The organism is Paenibacillus sp. DP01, from assembly GCF_044784315.1.
Taxonomy (GTDB): Bacteria; Bacillota; Bacilli; order Paenibacillales; family Paenibacillaceae; genus Paenibacillus; species Paenibacillus polymyxa.
Genome location: NZ_CP173059.1, coordinates 1,504,468 through 1,520,359, shown reverse-complemented (window position 1 = coordinate 1,520,359; position 15,892 = coordinate 1,504,468). Strand labels below are relative to the sequence as shown.

General features: G+C 45.8%; 12 protein-coding genes and 1 riboswitch. Of the genes, 8 read left to right on the top strand and 4 right to left on the bottom strand.

Annotated elements, in window-relative coordinates:
- Positions 1-110 precede the first annotated feature (110 nt).
- Entirely contained in the window at positions 111-614 is a 504-nt protein-coding gene (locus ACH59B_RS06480) for a DUF6933 domain-containing protein (RefSeq protein WP_017426520.1), read from the bottom strand.
- Positions 615-920: 306 nt separating this feature from the next.
- Here ACH59B_RS06480 and ACH59B_RS06475 point away from each other — a divergent pair, with 306 nt between their 5' ends.
- The 6 genes from ACH59B_RS06475 to ACH59B_RS06450 all read left to right on the top strand — a co-directional run bounded on the left by ACH59B_RS06475 (position 921) and on the right by ACH59B_RS06450 (position 7,930).
- Entirely contained in the window at positions 921-1,628 is a 708-nt protein-coding gene (locus ACH59B_RS06475; protein WP_017426519.1) for a response regulator transcription factor, read from the top strand.
- 1 nt (position 1,629) lies between these two features.
- Complete coding sequence (locus tag ACH59B_RS06470) at positions 1,630-2,574, top strand: sensor histidine kinase KdpD (RefSeq protein WP_017426518.1); 945 nt, start codon at positions 1,630-1,632, stop codon at positions 2,572-2,574.
- A gap of 102 nt (positions 2,575-2,676) precedes the next feature.
- Positions 2,677-3,600 (top strand): ABC transporter ATP-binding protein, encoded by a 924-nt coding sequence (locus tag ACH59B_RS06465; protein ID WP_016821174.1) that lies wholly within the window; start codon positions 2,677-2,679, stop codon positions 3,598-3,600.
- Complete coding sequence (locus ACH59B_RS06460; protein WP_016821175.1) at positions 3,593-4,285, top strand: ABC transporter permease; 693 nt, start codon at positions 3,593-3,595, stop codon at positions 4,283-4,285. The genes ACH59B_RS06465 and ACH59B_RS06460 overlap by 8 nt, the downstream gene beginning before the upstream one ends.
- A gap of 124 nt (positions 4,286-4,409) precedes the next feature.
- Positions 4,410-4,554, top strand: a riboswitch (FMN riboswitch).
- A 171-nt stretch (positions 4,555-4,725) separates the two neighbouring features.
- The gene (locus ACH59B_RS06455; RefSeq protein ID WP_016821176.1) at positions 4,726-5,673 is read left to right on the top strand and encodes a DMT family transporter; all 948 of its coding nucleotides are present in this window, start codon (positions 4,726-4,728) and stop codon (positions 5,671-5,673) included.
- Positions 5,674-5,899: 226 nt separating this feature from the next.
- On the top strand, positions 5,900-7,930 hold the full coding sequence (locus tag ACH59B_RS06450) for a methyl-accepting chemotaxis protein (protein ID WP_404303511.1): 2,031 nt from the start codon (positions 5,900-5,902) through the stop codon (positions 7,928-7,930).
- 139 nt (positions 7,931-8,069) lie between these two features.
- On the opposite strand, the gene ACH59B_RS06445 is transcribed toward ACH59B_RS06450, so the two are convergent.
- Entirely contained in the window at positions 8,070-9,551 is a 1,482-nt protein-coding gene (locus ACH59B_RS06445; protein WP_045244056.1) for a carboxylesterase/lipase family protein, read from the bottom strand.
- 153 nt (positions 9,552-9,704) lie between these two features.
- On the bottom strand, positions 9,705-10,268 hold the full coding sequence (locus tag ACH59B_RS06440) for a GbsR/MarR family transcriptional regulator (RefSeq protein ID WP_045244057.1): 564 nt from the start codon (positions 10,266-10,268) through the stop codon (positions 9,705-9,707).
- Between the two features lie 513 nt (positions 10,269-10,781).
- Here ACH59B_RS06440 and ACH59B_RS06435 point away from each other — a divergent pair.
- Both ACH59B_RS06435 and ACH59B_RS06430 read left to right on the top strand, forming a co-directional pair.
- Positions 10,782-12,005: a glycine betaine/L-proline ABC transporter ATP-binding protein gene (locus ACH59B_RS06435; protein ID WP_017426515.1), complete on the top strand. Its 1,224-nt coding sequence runs from the start codon at positions 10,782-10,784 to the stop codon at positions 12,003-12,005.
- Complete coding sequence (locus ACH59B_RS06430) at positions 11,980-14,574, top strand: glycine betaine ABC transporter substrate-binding protein (protein ID WP_045244058.1); 2,595 nt, start codon at positions 11,980-11,982, stop codon at positions 14,572-14,574. The genes ACH59B_RS06435 and ACH59B_RS06430 overlap by 26 nt, the downstream gene beginning before the upstream one ends.
- Positions 14,575-14,667: 93 nt before the next feature.
- Here the strand turns inward: ACH59B_RS06430 and ACH59B_RS06425 are convergent, their stop codons facing one another.
- Positions 14,668-15,891: an ABC transporter permease gene (locus tag ACH59B_RS06425; RefSeq protein WP_016821182.1), complete on the bottom strand. Its 1,224-nt coding sequence runs from the start codon at positions 15,889-15,891 to the stop codon at positions 14,668-14,670.
- Position 15,892: the final 1 nt, after the last annotated feature.

Genomic DNA, 15,892 nt, shown 5'->3' with positions numbered 1-15,892 from the left:
CCTGCATGAACTTTGAGGATACTCTTTTGGCATGTCCTAATCAGCAGAAATCCTTTAGAAATCAGGACAGCTTGGGACTACAAACCATCCATATGTAAGCAATTAAACTCTCAACTACTCTCCACTTTATAATGCTTTTCCAGCAGTTCTTTAAAAACGTCAATCGGGTACTTGTATTGATCCGTTTTGAACACAATCCGGTTATTCCACTGGTTCTTTTCCAGCTCGCACCCATGCTCCATGTCCAGTTCCTTCATAATAAATATAATCTCATCTAAGGTTACCATCACACTATGTCTATTCGTCGTAGTCGCCAGCATCTGCTCGCCTTCCTGTATGTATGCCTTAACGATCTGTTCATCAAACCCTTCGCTGATCATTAATTCCTTCAAGGTTTGTACAAAAAGAGACGGCAGGTTTTTGTACTGCGATTTTTTAATCCCAAACAGCGTGACGCTTAAGCGGGAAATATCATGCATAAACACAATATTTTTTCTCCGGTTCAGTAAAAACAAGCTGGCATGCCAACTATTCAAAGGCGGATAAATATCAACTTGAAGTGGTTCAGTCTCCCATTCCTTCAGCAGTTTTTGGGTTCCCCGTATAACAAACATCATTGCTCTCCTTTATTGACGGTTCTGTACCGTAGCTCGTGATCTGACATCCCTAATCTCTCACACTAGGCTTGCCCCGGAAATTATAACACCGTATTCCAAACATCGGATTATAGACTATTTCAGTATAGAATAGGGGAATGATTAATTACCTGACACTGTTGAACGTAGCTCCTTCGGGACAATCCAGGGCATTTTCGTTTTCTTAGTGGATATTTTTTATGGAAATCCCCTTCACCGCTCTATATAATTCAGGTACAGTTCGTCACACGAGCTTAATCTAAAAATTAGGGGTGTTCCACACCTATGTCACAGCATATTTTACTTATTGAAGACGATCTATCCATTGCTGAAATGCTGCTCAAAGCACTCACCAAGGAGGGCTACAATTTAACCACCGCCTATGACGGAGAAGAAGGACTTAATACCTTTGAACGGCATAACTATGACCTCGTACTCGTGGATCTGATGATGCCAAAGGTTGATGGTATGGAGGTAATCCGCCGAATTCGTACCCGCAGCGCCGTGCCGATTTTGATTATGTCGGCTAAGGACAGTGATGTGGATAAAGCGCTTGGACTGGGCTTCGGGGCAGATGATTATGTTGCCAAACCTTTTTCGATGCTTGAGATGACGGCGCGTATTCAATCCGCAATCCGCAGATCGACTACCTATGCTCGTCTGCAACAGCAGGAGGAACAGCCGCAAGCACAAGTGTTGACCTATGGAAATTTGCGCATTGATTTTGATCATTTTACAGTCATACGCGATGGAAATGAAATTCAGCTAACAGCCAAAGAATCCGATATTCTGAAGCTGTTTGCATCCAATCCGAACCGGGTTTTTACGAAAGCTCAATTATACGGATTTATTTGGAAAGACGATTATATGGGTGATGAGAATGTGATTAACGTCCATATTCGCCGCCTACGTGAGAAAATTGAAGAAGATCCCTCTCACCCTGTCCACATTAAGACGCTGTGGGGCATCGGCTACAAATGGGAGAATGGTTGATATGAGCATCGAAATCATTTTCGAATGGATTGTCGTCCTCATGATGTCCGTCGTTATCATATGGCTTTGGCGGGAACGTGTAGCCTATAAGCGCAAAATCAAGAATGTCCGAACCCTACTTGAGCGGATCGTGACCGTGAATCATGCGGAAAAGCTGCTATATGTCACAGGTGACGTTGAACTGCAGCGACTCATGACGGAGATCAACCGGCTACTAGACTTAAATTTGAGGGTATCAGCCGATTACAACCGGAGCCAAATCGCTATGCGCAAAATGATTTCAAATATTTCTCACGATCTCAAGACCCCGCTTACCGTTGTGCTTGGTTATGCCGAGATGCTGGATGGCGATCCAGATATTTCGTCAGAAGAACGTATAAAGCTGCTATCCAGAATTCATCAAAAGACAAGCGAAGCGATTGAGCTGATCGGAAGTTTTTTTAGTTTGGCGAAGCTGGAAGCCAACGATACGGATATTCCACTGACCCGACTGGAGATAGGAGAACTGTGCAGACGCAGCATTTTGGAGTTTTATGATCTGCTGACGGCTCAGGGTTTTACGGTACATATTGACATTCCGGAGCATCCCATTTATGCCTTGGGGAACGAAGGAGCCATTGGGCGGGTGCTGAGCAATCTGATTTCAAATGCCATTCGCTACGGGGCAGAGGGTCGAACGCTAGGCCTGACGCTGTCAGAACAGCAGGATACAGTGCGTATAGAAGTGTGGGATCGTGGAAAAGGCATACAGGAGCCGGAGCAGGATAAGGTTTTTGAACGCATGTACACACTTGAGGATTCCCGTAATAAGGCGGTACAGGGCAGTGGACTGGGTCTTACGATTGCCAAGCGCCTGGTTGAATGCATGAATGGAGAGATGCAATTGACCAGCAAACCTTATGAGCAGACCGTCTTCTCTTTTACCTTGAAGAAGATCAACTATTAAGCGAGCTGCTCAACTTAATAAATTTGTAAGGATTACGAAAGAAAAATGAACATTTCGCCCTTTATTCTTGAATTATCAACAGCACACGAAGGGAGAACACCCATGACTTACATATTACGTACACATCAGCTGACCAAAGCCATGAAGGGCAATGAAATTGTAGCAGGGGTCAGTATGAATGTGCGCAAGGGGGAAACCTATGGCTTTCTCGGTCCCAATGGGGCGGGCAAGACAACGATCATGAAAATGATTACCAACCTGCTCAAGCCGACATCGGGTGAGATTGAACTGTTCGGTGAAAAGCTAACGCCAAACTCTTATCATCTGCTCGGACGGATGGGTTCGATTATTGAATACCCAATTTTTTATGATAGACTGACGGCTCAGCAAAATCTCGAACTTCATTGTGAATACATGGGCTATTATAATAAACAGGCTGTCCGGGATGCGCTAGAATTAGTGAACTTGCGGAATGCGAGTGACAAGCCAGTAAAAGACTTTTCACTAGGAATGAAGCAGCGTCTCGGGATTGCCCGGGCCATTGCGACCAAGCCAGAGCTACTCATTTTGGATGAACCAATTAATGGTCTGGACCCAGTGGGAATTAAGGAAATTCGGCAGTTATTCCACATGTTATGCAAGGAATATGGGATGACGCTGCTCGTATCCAGTCATATTTTAGCGGAAATAGAGCAGATTGCGGATACAATAGGCGTGATTAATCACGGACGGCTGATTGAGGAAGTTTCGATGGAACAGGTACGGGATACCAATACAGAATACATCGAATTTACGACCAACGATTGTAAAAAAGCGGCCTACGTCCTCTCCCATCATCTGAGTCTGAATAATATAAAGGTACTCAATGAACAGAGTATACGTATTTACGATATGAGTGTACCGCAGAAGCAAATTACGAAAACGCTCATTTTAAATGATGTAGAAGTCGATTCCATTCATCAGAAAAGCAGTACGCTGGAAGACTACTTTTTACGTCTGTTACATGGAGGTGAGCCCCATGCTTAGATTAATACAGTTGGAGATGAAAAAGCTTCATCTGGCGGGTTATATCCGTTCAGCACTGATCGCCAACGCCTGTATTTTGGGGTTGCTCTGTATTATTGCGCTGGATAGCCAAAATGAAGGAGTACCCGAATTTACACAGTACGCTCAGCTTCTTGATCTCATGGACAATATGGTGAGAGCCACATTTATTGTATTTGCCTCCGTTCTGCTATGCCGTTTTATTGTAGGAGAATTTAAGTCCAAATCGATTACAATCTTGTTCATGTATCCGATTCATCGTCAAAAGCTGATGATCGCCAAACTCTTGATTGTGCTGCTGTTTACGTTCTTGTCTGTTGTTATATCGGAAATCATCATTACGGCTGCGATTCATTTGCTCAACCAGTTTGTCATGATTGTACCGGATAAGCTTACTCTTTCCATACTGGCCGAACAATCCGCGCGGACGCTAATCAATGCCGTGGCCGCCAGCTTTATGGGATTGGTTCCGCTGTATATGGGAATGCGAAGATACTCAGTACCCACGACTATTGTGACCTCAATTCTGGTTGTAGCCTTGCTTTTCTCCAATAATAACGGCGCTACACTTAGTTCCATTGCCCCCGTGCAAATCAGCTTCTCTGTGCTGGGAATGATTGTGGCTTATGCGGCAATTCGGCGCATTGAGTATAAGGATATTGCTTAGTAATATAGATTTTAGTGAAACGCTTTCAAAAAAAGATGAAAATCCTTGTTAGATATACACACATTTTTCACTGGACTTCATTCTAAAACAGGTATATCCTATAGGAGAAATTAAAAAACGGAATAAGGATCTTCGGGGTAGGGTGAGATTCCCAACCGGCGGTATGGCTCATGGAGCTAAGCCCGCGACTCTGTATCTGGCAACAGGATACGGACTGATTTGGTGAGATGCCAAAGCCGACGGTAAAGTCCGGATGGAAGAAGATCGAAGTATGAACATGCCGCAAAGTGAATGAATGCTGCGCTATAGTTTTTGCAGTAACTTCATTTAACTTGTATCAAACGGCAAGTTTATTTGATCAACCCCCGTCTTGCATGGCTTTCGCCATGGACGGGGGTTTTTGTGCCACCGGTCCTGTATTCGCAAGGAGCTAAATAAGTATGAGTCAATCATCAACTGTACTATCATCCAAAGGTTTTGATCGTAGCTCCCACATGAAAAGCGGTTTTTGGCTAGTCGCGATCGGAGCGGCCTTGTGGGGTGCAGACCCGCTGTTTCGTATTATTTTGTTAAAGTCATTCACCTCAGCACAAATCGTACTGATGGAGCATGTGCTGCTCTTTATCGCTCTGACGCCGATGCTGTGGAAGCATCGCGAGGAGCTCAAAACGATACGATTTCGTCAGGTTTTCGCTATTTTGTTCGTCTCGTGGGGCGGCTCGGCACTGGCCAGTGTGATTTTCACCATGGCACTCAGCAACGGTGATCTGAATGCAGTTCTTTTGCTCCAGAAGCTTCAGCCTTTGGTCGCCATTATTCTGGCCCGCGTTATATTGAAGGAAATGCTACCGCGTCATTTTGGAATATTAATTGTCATCGCTCTGTTCGGAACGTATCTTCTAACCTTCGGTTGGTCGCTTCCCTTTGGGCATGTTCATGATTTTGTTCACATTGGTAGTCTGCTCGCACTAGGTGCAGCGGTTCTGTGGGGCGGTTCGACCGTTATGGGTAGCTACTTGCTTCGTTCGATGAAATATGAGACAGTAACCTCCCTCCGCTTCATGGTGGCGCTCCCTCTGCTCATTGTTCTCACCTCGGTGGAGCATGCTCCGTGGAATATGCCTACAGGTACATGGGCGGGCGCAGCTGTAATGATCAACTTGCTGCTGCAAGCATTGCTTCCGGGTCTTCTCAGTTTATTACTGTATTACAAAGGCTTAAGTACAACCAAAGCTTCTTATGCTACGATGGCAGAATTGAGCTTCCCCATGGTTGGTGTCGTAATTAACTGGATCGCTTTCCAGCAAATCGTTACCGTAGCGCAATTGACTGGTTTTATGCTGATCTGGATTACACTCTTTATGATTTCTCGTCAGCAGAAAAATTAATAGCTTAATCTTCTTTCATGCTCATCCAAGCCAAATCGTGAAGATGCTTTTGCATCTCTGATTTGGCTTTTTATGTATTCATATTCATATTAACATTAGTTCCTAAGACCTATTTTTTCAAAAAAAGTGTACTATTCCTTGTTTTTAAAGATTACATCTATAAAATTAGTCGATTTATGTCGAATAAAACTATGTAGTGATCATCTGACACAGAGGAGAAAAAACGATGACTAAAGCAAAACAAACAGTTCCGTGGTGGAACAGGTTTCTCAAGCAGTTTTATTTAATGAGGACAAAATTAATAATATCTTTTTTGGCTGTGTTATTGATTCCAAGCGTACTTATTGGATACTTTTCTTACCAGGGGGCCACGACACAGCTCAGTCAGCAGATGGCTGCTTCCGTAAACACGAATCTGTATCTGATCCGAAGCAATGTTAATCAGTATGTAGCACCGATTATAAAAGACGTAGACGTGCTTACCAGTGAGATCGAATCTGATTCCATTGGTTCCAACCAAGAAGCACTTCAGAAAAAGTTGGACGTCATCGTCAAAGCTCATCCTGAGTTAGATGCCGCGCTCCTTGGCAATATGGAAGGACAATATATCCGTTCTCCGATAAAAAAGGAGGCTGATTATGATCCTAGGGAGAGAAAATGGTACAAAAACGCAATGCTACATAAGGGCAAGGTATTCGTCGGCGTTCCAGTTGCCAGCGTTACGACAGGAAACTTAGTGGTTAATGTATCGGCAACGCTCAAGGACGGTGAAGGAGCTGTTGCATTGGCTTTGAATCTGGACAAGATGGGTGAAAGTCTCCAATCTGTGAAGATAGGTGAACGCGGAGGACTCATCATTGTTGATTCTGATCATAAAGTTGTATCTGGGACTGGAACAGCCTTTACCAAGACAGGCAAAAAACCGGCTGACACCATGGAGGGCCTTCCCGAAGTGGCGGCAACCGGTGAAAATGATACTCCTTCCGTGTCGCAAATTCAATTTATGAATCGGGACGTACTGGCCTTTACACTTAAGGACCCTCTCACTGGCTGGAACATTGTTGCACTATCGGATCTGGAGGATTACAGTGATGCAGCCCAACCGATTCTGAAGCAAAGCCTGATTGTAATTGTTATTTCCATACTGGCCGCTGCGATCATCATAGTGCTTATGGTCCGCTCATTCCTGATCCCACTCAAAAAGCTGCAAGCAGGAACACGGATCGTCCGTGATGGAAATCTGACCGAACGTGTTAATCTGTCTAGAAAGGACGAGTTCGGCGAGCTGGCACAGAATTTTGACCAGATGACGCATTCCTTGCATTCAATGGTCTCCGAAGTCAACCAAACCTCCTCCCGTCTTGCTTCCTCTTCCCTGATAATCAAGGAGAGCACAGAGCAAACGACGGAGTCCGTACAACACGTAGCGGAAACAGTTATGGAATCCGCGGAAAATGCAGTGACCAGCGCCGAGGCATCCGAGCAAACCGCCAATGCTGTTGAAGAAATGGCGAAGGGTGTCAGCACGATTGCCGAATCGGCAAGCTCCATCGTGGATTCAGCAGGACAAACCGAGCAGGACGTAGCTCAAGGCAGTCAAATGATCAGCCATGTGCGGACACAAATGGACCGCATTTTGGAAGCTGTAAGCCAAACGGCTAGCCTGATGGATGAGCTATCACAGCTCTCGGACGATGCGAAGCAAATGAATGCGGCTATAGCTGCCATTGCCAAGCAAACTAACTTATTGTCCCTGAATGCATCTATTGAAGCCTCCAGAGCAGGCGAAGCTGGACGTGGATTTGCCGTAGTCGCTGTAGAGGTACGCAAGCTGTCGGAACAGTCCAAGGCAAGCGCCGATTCCATCAGTCAGATCATTACGCAGATGCTCGATTTGATTCAACGCTCTACCGCTACGATGAACGGTAATGTTCGTAATCAGGTAGGTGAAGGATTACGAATCAGCCAAGATGCAGAAGGTGCTTTTACGAATATTGAACGCTCTACTTCTCATATCGTGGAACAAATTCAAAGTGTGTCCGCTGCTGCTGAACAAATCTCTGCCAGTACAGAGGAAGTTTCCGCCACTGTCACCCATTTGGCAAGCCTATCCCGCAATTCGGCGGACAGTTCGCAGACAACCTCTGCTGCCGCTCAAGAGCAAATGGCAGCCATGGAGGAAATCGCCTCTTCCTCACAGGAGTTGTCCAACATGGCACAGGACCTGCAAGAGCTTGTTAAGCGATTTAAGATTTAGCTTCCACAGCTATTATTGAAATTTCACCAACGAAAGCTCAACAGCACTGCATCTGTTTAGTAACAAAAGCCTTCGCCCGCATACAAAATACGGGCGAAGGCTTTTTCGTTGATTCCTTTAGACGATGCCTCGTACTTACCTATATGCTCATCTGCCCCGTTAGCTGGCGGCGTCTATCCCCTTCTGGATCATGTTCCACCATAATATCCTGATGAAAAATGGCTGTAGCTCGCTGTTGCCTGTCGTACATCGGCCATGCTCGCTCAGGTAGCATAGGCTCCCCATCCCGTGCAAAAGCAACCCATGCCTGCTGCATATCATGAGCAAGCTTCTCCATCGAAGGTTGAATCTCTAATCCCAGCTTATCCAGCAGCTTCAGATTATCGAAAACAAAAGCAATTTCTGCACCGTGAACCGCTTGTCCAAAGGTAGGATGGCCCGGCAGTGTCCAATCAAAACGGTACATCCATACCGATGCATACACCGACTGTGCAGCGGCAAGAGCCAACGCGGGACGCCAAAAAATGAGATCGGTCAACATTTGTGCCTGTCCCTCAATGGTAACTGGAAAAGGTTCTATCAGGTCGCCAATGTCGGACATACCTGTCATCATTTCCAATGCCTGACGTGCTGTTAGCTTGTTCATCAGATGGGATTCTTTGCGGATAAAATAGTTCCCTTCATGCAAGTTCGTTCCAATCATAACAGATACCTGTTTTGCTGAACCTTGGGCGATTGCCGACAGGGGTAGATCCGGCAAGGTCACCCCGTCTACAACGGGTTGATAAATCATCGCCATCCCAGGTCCGATGACTTCATGTGTTTTGGCCATAGCGAGCATCAACGCATCTGTCGGCAGCGTAAACAATCGCTCAGGATGCTGAGCATCCACACCCAGTTGCTGCAAATACACAGCCGCCACTTGCTCAGCCTGTGCAGCTGGCAACACCTGCGATGCTCCACTTTGCAAAATTGCACGCTGGAACAGCCCCTCAGCGGCTGGCATCGCCAATAGAGCGGCAATACTCATCGCGCCTGCCGATTCACCGAACACCGTTACTTCATCCGGGTTGCCACCAAAGGCAGATATATGATCCCGAACCCATTCCAGCGCAGCAATTTGATCCAACAGTCCGGCATTTGAGGTCAGCCCATTTCCCTTTGGAGTCAAATGCAAAAATCCTAATGGTCCTAACCGATAATTGATCGTAACTACAACAATATTGCCATTCTTCGCCATGCGTTCCCCGTCATATAAAGGTATAATCCCAGACCCGGTGACAAAGGCACCGCCATGAATCCACACCAGCACCGGACGTCCCTTCTCAGGAGCCTTCGAAGCCGGTGTCCAAATGTTCAGATACAAGCAATCCTCGGACTGCTGCGGCGGTTCCACCAGATTTCCGGTCATACTTTCAGCGGAGGGCATGGGTTGCGGACAGATGGGTCCGAAACTCGTCGCAGCCCGTACACCCTCCCAAGGCTCCAAAGGCTGTGGTCCGTGAAAACGAAGTTTTCCAACAGGAGGCTGCGCATATGGAATACCTTTCCACACATGATATCCATTCCCCGTTTCTCCCCGTAATTGACCTAGACGAGTATGTACTGTATTACTCTCCATCATGAACCCTCCTTTATTTTGTATGTTCAACATAACGGTATACTATCAATCTTTACATATCTCTATTATACCCTTTGCGCAGGACCAAACCAAAAAATACCGGAAGCGCTTTTTGCGCTCCGGCATTTTGTAGACAGAATGAGTGGATCTTGCTTAATCCTGAACCTCTTCTTTCGGAATCAGCTTGTAAATTTCTTCGCTTTCCATCGAATCAATCAATCGGTCTAGCCACTTGTAATAAGCCACGGCCTGCTTCATTTTCATACGGTCTTGCTGAAGAATGGTCTTAAATTCCTCGTATTCTTCACCCTGTGCCATCAATTTGTCCAGTTCCTCAATGGCTTTGCGCAGTACGAGTAAATTTGTTTCTACTGCTTTTCTCCATTTAATAGCGAAGAAGTCAGTAAAGGTTTGATACCAGTCATACTCGACTTCATACAAGTCCTTGCGTGAGCCTTTGCTCCATACCTTGTTCACCATTTTCAGATCCAACAACGTTCGAACTCCTGTACTCATGCTCGTTTTGCTCATTTCCATTTCACGGCCCATCTCATCCAGCGTCATCGGTTTATCCGCAAAAAAAAGCAAACCGTACAAATGCCCCGCAGACAGAGTGATCCCATATAGGTCCATGTTTTTACCTATAGCTTCTATGACACGTTTGCGAATTTTTTGCAGCGACGCCTGCTGCTCATCACCTAACTGGTACAAGCTCATGCTTGCAACCTCCTAATTTTAGAGCATTTTGCACAACCTAGTATGAACGACTTACCCGTAAAGGATTAGCTTTGACGCATTATATGAAATCTTTCAATACGAATGAAATGTTTCAAAAGCAAAGCTTCTGTCTATATTACAACAGCATGATCGTTCAAAATCATAATTCGCAAAATTGCTAATGATAGTAAACTTTTAAAATTATGGATATACATAAATCTTTTTGTTATGGTCATATTTCATTGTCTATTTTAAAAAAAGCACTATCGGTTGTAAAGTTCCGAATGTTTGAGCATTCTAAAGAACGAAGGAGCATATCGAAGGAAAGTTTGTACAGTTTTTTCTGTACGTACTTTACGAACAGTTTTTTTGTTTGAAATGTAAGTGATGCTTCTGTTACAATTAATTTTGTCATTAACCGTTCAGGATGTACAGAATTATGATTTTTATACTCAATCCATCATGCAACATGGGGTTAATACCAAGCAAAGTATAGAAAGAAGAGGTGTATGTATGACGATTTTGGAAGTCAAAAATGTCAGCAAACTCTTTGGTCCTCACGCAGAGCAAGGTGTTCCGCTCCTGGAGCAAGGCTGGGGCAAAGAAAAGCTGGCCAAAGAAAAACAGATTACTGTTGGTGTTAACAAGGCCAACATGCAAATTAAGCAAGGTGAAATTTTCGTAATTATGGGGTTATCAGGTAGCGGCAAGTCCACTTTGGTGCGAATGCTAAATCGCTTGATTGAGCCTACCTCCGGTGAAATTCTGGTCCACGGCAAAGATCTCCGTAAGATGAACAAAGAACAACTCCGCGAGGTTCGTCGTAAAACCATCAGCATGGTTTTTCAAAAGTTCGCCCTGTTCCCACATCGAACTGTATTGGAAAATGTAGAATACGGTCTTGAAATTCAAAAGGTAGATAAAGCACAACGCCAGGAAAAGGCACAAACAGCGCTGGAACTGGTTGGTCTTAAAAACTGGGGCGATAAAATGCCCGATGAGCTGAGTGGCGGTATGCAGCAGCGTGTCGGGCTGGCACGAGCGTTGGCAAATGACCCTGAAGTTCTCCTGATGGATGAAGCATTCAGCGCATTGGACCCTCTCATTCGCCGTGACATGCAAGATGAGCTGCTGGAGCTTCAAGATAAAATGAAGAAAACGATTGTCTTTATCACCCACGATCTGGATGAAGCGCTGCGGATTGGTGACCGGATTGCATTGATGCGGGACGGAGTGGTCGTACAAATTGGTACACCGGAAGAAATTATGATCCAACCAGCTAACTCTTATGTAGCCCGCTTCGTCGAGGATGTGGATCTGTCCAAAGTATTGACGGCTGCTCATGTCATGCTTCGTCCAGAAACCATCACTATGGACCGCGGTCCGCGTGTAGCTCTGGAATTGATGCGGGAGCGTGGGATTTCCAATCTATTCGTCATTGACCGCACCAAAAAGCTACTGGGTGTTATTAATGCCGAGGATGCTGTTCATGCACTGCGCAACAATTTGAAGATTGAAGATATTTTGATCACGGACGGACCGCAGGTTCCTGCTGAAACTGTTATTAATGATTTGTTTGAAATTACAAGCTCGTCCAAGGTGCCACTGGCTGTCGTCGATGACAAGCAGAAATTGCTGGGCGTTATCGTTCGTGGAGCTTTATTGGGTGCACTAAGTGGAGATGTACCTACTACAAAGGAGGTGAATGCCCATGATACCGAAACTGCCAATCGCTGAGTGGATTCAATCCATTGTAGACTGGATGGGTATTCATCTGGCTGGATTGTTTAATGTTATTTCTTCGGTAATTGAAGCGGTAGTAGGCTTTTTCTCTGGCTTGTTCATGCTTCCGCACCCTCTGGTGTTCATCGTGATCATCGGGATTATCGCCTTTATGATCGGGCGGGTGCAGCTTACACTGTTCACTGTCATCGGCTTCCTGCTGATTGATAATCTCGGCTATTGGAGTGAAACGATGAACACGCTCGGACTGGTCATCACGTCTGCGCTTGTATCCATTGTTATCGGGATTCCGATCGGAATCTGGTGTGCATACAGTAAATCAGCATCACGCATTATCACGCCTTTACTTGATTTTATGCAGACGATGCCTGCGTTCGTGTACTTGCTCCCGGCGGTTACCTTTTTCAGCTTGGGTGTTGTACCAGGTGTTATCGCCTCTGTAATCTTTGCGATCCCCCCAACCATTCGCATGACCAACCTGGGGATTATGCAAGTATCGGATGAACTGATTGAAGCCTCTGATGCTTTTGGTTCAACATCGGCGCAAAAGCTGTTTAAAGTACAGTTGCCACTGGCATTGCCTACCTTAATGGCTGGTATTAATCAGACGATTATGCTGTCACTGTCCATGGTTGTTATTGCTTCCATGATCGGTGCGGAAGGTATCGGTGCAGTTGTGTATCGTGCTGTGACCCAGCTGCAAATTGGTAAAGGCTTTGAAGCCGGCTTGGCTGTGGTCGTTCTGGCTATTGTACTTGACCGCTTTACACAAAATCTGTTCAAACCGACAAAAAAAAGCAAAAGTCGTGTATCCAGCAAGCAAAAAGTATGGATCACCTCTGCAGTTACAGCGGTTATTCTGATCGCTGGCGCATCTCAATATTTTGTTGGAACAGATCATTCCGCTGCTGGTAAAGGTAGTGCTGCTGCCAATCCGATTGGCGCAGAGGTTGATTATAAAATTATTGGTATTGATGCCGGGGCAGGCATTATGAAGTCGACGGCTAAAGCAATTCAAGACTACAATTTGTCTGATTGGAAGCTAGTCGAGGGTTCCGGTGCAGCCATGACGGCCACATTGGACAAAGCCATCAAAGCGAAAAAACCGATCATTATTACCGGTTGGACTCCTCACTGGATGTTCAACAAGTATGATCTCAAATATTTGGAAGACCCTAAAAAGTCTTATGGTGAAGCTGAGGGTATTCATACGATTGCCCGTAAAGGTTTGCAGCAGGACGCTCCTACTGCTTATGAGTTTCTAAAACGTTTCAAATGGACAGCTGAAGATATGGGTGAAATGATGGTTGCTATCCAAGAAGGGACCAGTCCAGAGCAAGCTGCCAAGGATTGGGCAGGGAAACATGCCGACAAGGTTCAGGAATGGACTCAAGGACTGCAACCTGTCAATGGCGACACCTTTAAGCTAAGCTATGTAGCTTGGGATTCGGAAATTGCGAGTACGAATTTGCTGAAATATATTATGGAAAATAATCTGGGTTACAAAGTAACCGCACTGCAAGTTGAAGCAGGTCCTATGTGGACGGGTGTCGCTAGTGGCGATGTAGATGCCTCACCGGCTGCATGGCTGCCGTTAACGCATGCGGATTACTGGGCTAAATACAAAGATAAACTCGACGACCTAGGTGCAAATATGACTGGTGTTAAAACCGGGTTGGTCGTTCCAGCTTACATGAATGTTAAATCAATTACTGAATTGCAGGGGAACGGAGCCGAAGTGGCTCCAGCCTCCGCCGCTACTGGGGACTTTGGCAAGGAGGTCGGCTACCGCATTGTCGGTACCGACCCTGGTGCCGGACTGATGAAGCTGACTTCTAAAGCTATCAGTGACTATGGATTGTCCGACTGGAAACTGCTTGAAAGCTCTGGAGCTGCAATGACCGCTACACTGGATAAAGCTATCAAAGCCAAGCAGCCTATCGTTGTAACCGGTTGGACTCCTCACTGGATGTTTAACAAGTATGATTTGAAATACTTAAAAGATCCTAAAAAGGCTTATGGTGATAAAGAAGAAATTCATACCATTGCCCGCAAAGGGTTGAAACAGGATGCTCCTGTGGCTTATGAATTTCTAAGCCGTTTCAAGTGGACTGCTGAAGATATGGGTGAAGTGATGATCGCAATTCAAGATGGTACTCCCCCACAGCAGGCTGCCAAGAACTGGGCTGATAAGCATCCTGATAAAGTACAGGAATGGATCAAGGGTTTGCAGCCCGTCAACGGCGATCCTCTGAAGCTGAGCTACGCTGCTTGGGATTCGGAAATTGCCAGTACGAACGTATTGAAATATGTATTAGAACAAAAATTGGGCTATAAAGTAACCGCGCTGCAAGTGGAAATCGGCCCAATGTGGACAGGCGTGGCTGGCGGAAGTGTAGATGCTACCGCAGCCGCCTGGCTTCCATTGACGCATGCTGATTATTGGGCTCAATACAAGGATAAAGTAGATGACATCGGAACCAGCATGACTGGCGTTATGTCCGGACTTGTCGTTCCATCCTATGTACCCATTGATTCTATTGAGGATCTCAAAACGCAATAATACTTCTTCCAATTTTAATTGCTACTAATAAGTAGAAGGCAGATCAGGACTACTCCCGATCTGCCTTTTTGATATCCAAATTTAAAATTGCTCTCAGCCTTTGATTGTGAACCCTTCTTGAGCGGGCACATCGGCATGCTGTGCTGTCGTCTGATGTTGTCTAAAGAATAACGGATAGATCACGAAGGCCACCAGCAGACTCACACAACCAATGACGCCCAGAGCAATCAAATCCTTAAAGATGTATGTGATATCCAGACCCTTGAGCGTAATGTTCCGTACTGCGTCCAAATAATACGTCAGCGGCAATATTTCAGCAAGCCCTCGCAAGAAGCCGGGCATTGCTTCTAATGGCCACGTATAACCTGACAGCATAAAGGAAGGAACAGCAATGAGCATCAGAGTTTGTGTTGCATCCACTCTGGTCTTGGAAAAGAGACTGAACAGGAACCCTAATCCACACAAAGCAAAGTTAAAGACCAGCGAAACCAAAATCAATGGCAGTACCTGTCCCCTAAACGGAATATCGAAGCATAAAGCGCTAATACTGAATACAGTCAGCACATTAAAAGCTCCCGCCGCATAATAGGGTGCTAGCTTGGCAATAGCCAAGCGCCAAGGGGTGTTTTTCCATGCGCCAAATCTTCCCCAAGTCCCAGCTTCCTTATCACGCGTGCAAGACAACGCAATACCTAGCAGCAAACACTGCTGGAGAGCCGCAGAAATAACCCCCAACGGCATGAAAAGCTTATAATCATATACCGGGTTAAATAGCACTCTGGATCGGAACGGGATGGTAGTCAGCGTCGAAGCGGCCTGATCGGCGTTCATTCCCTTTTGCTTCATGGAATTGAGTGATACTCCGGCACTCACGCTACTAATGACCTGATTGGCAATCCGACTGGCACTATTGGAATACATCATATTACTGCCGTCAATCAGCGTAAGCACAGGTGGATTTTCCCCATGCTTAAGCCGAGTGGTAAAGTTATCTGGAATGACAATTCCGACCTTGGCTTCCCCAGTCTCTACCTGGCGGACTACATCATCCTGATTGGTCACTTGCCGTGTAACGGCAAATGAATCAGTCGCGTCGAACGCCTGAATGATTTGGCGACTAAGCTGCGAATTATCTCCGTCATACACCGTAACAGGCATCTCGGTAATCCGCTGATGCGAATACAGGAAGCCGAACAGTATCGTATACACAATTGGCGTAATCAGCAGAATAGCCATAAAGCGGCGGTCCCGGAAGATACTCAGCCATTCCTCGCGAAACACATCGCGGATACGAAGTCTTTCCTGTGAACCCTGCATA

Excerpts from the sequence above, each read along its gene's own strand:
- ACH59B_RS06480 (WP_017426520.1), bottom strand. The coding sequence starts at position 614 with ATGTTTGTTATACGGGGAACCCAAAAACTGCTGAAGGAATGGGAGACT.
- ACH59B_RS06475 (WP_017426519.1), top strand. The coding sequence starts at position 921 with ATGTCACAGCATATTTTACTTATTGAAGACGATCTATCCATTGCTGAA.
- ACH59B_RS06470 (WP_017426518.1), top strand. The coding sequence starts at position 1,630 with ATGAGCATCGAAATCATTTTCGAATGGATTGTCGTCCTCATGATGTCC.
- ACH59B_RS06465 (WP_016821174.1), top strand. The coding sequence starts at position 2,677 with ATGACTTACATATTACGTACACATCAGCTGACCAAAGCCATGAAGGGC.
- ACH59B_RS06460 (WP_016821175.1), top strand. The coding sequence starts at position 3,593 with ATGCTTAGATTAATACAGTTGGAGATGAAAAAGCTTCATCTGGCGGGT.
- ACH59B_RS06455 (WP_016821176.1), top strand. The coding sequence starts at position 4,726 with ATGAGTCAATCATCAACTGTACTATCATCCAAAGGTTTTGATCGTAGC.
- ACH59B_RS06450 (WP_404303511.1), top strand. The coding sequence starts at position 5,900 with ATGACTAAAGCAAAACAAACAGTTCCGTGGTGGAACAGGTTTCTCAAG.
- ACH59B_RS06445 (WP_045244056.1), bottom strand. The coding sequence starts at position 9,551 with ATGGAGAGTAATACAGTACATACTCGTCTAGGTCAATTACGGGGAGAA.
- ACH59B_RS06440 (WP_045244057.1), bottom strand. The coding sequence starts at position 10,268 with ATGAGCTTGTACCAGTTAGGTGATGAGCAGCAGGCGTCGCTGCAAAAA.
- ACH59B_RS06435 (WP_017426515.1), top strand. The coding sequence starts at position 10,782 with ATGACGATTTTGGAAGTCAAAAATGTCAGCAAACTCTTTGGTCCTCAC.
- ACH59B_RS06430 (WP_045244058.1), top strand. The coding sequence starts at position 11,980 with ATGATACCGAAACTGCCAATCGCTGAGTGGATTCAATCCATTGTAGAC.
- ACH59B_RS06425 (WP_016821182.1), bottom strand. The coding sequence starts at position 15,891 with ATGCAGGGTTCACAGGAAAGACTTCGTATCCGCGATGTGTTTCGCGAG.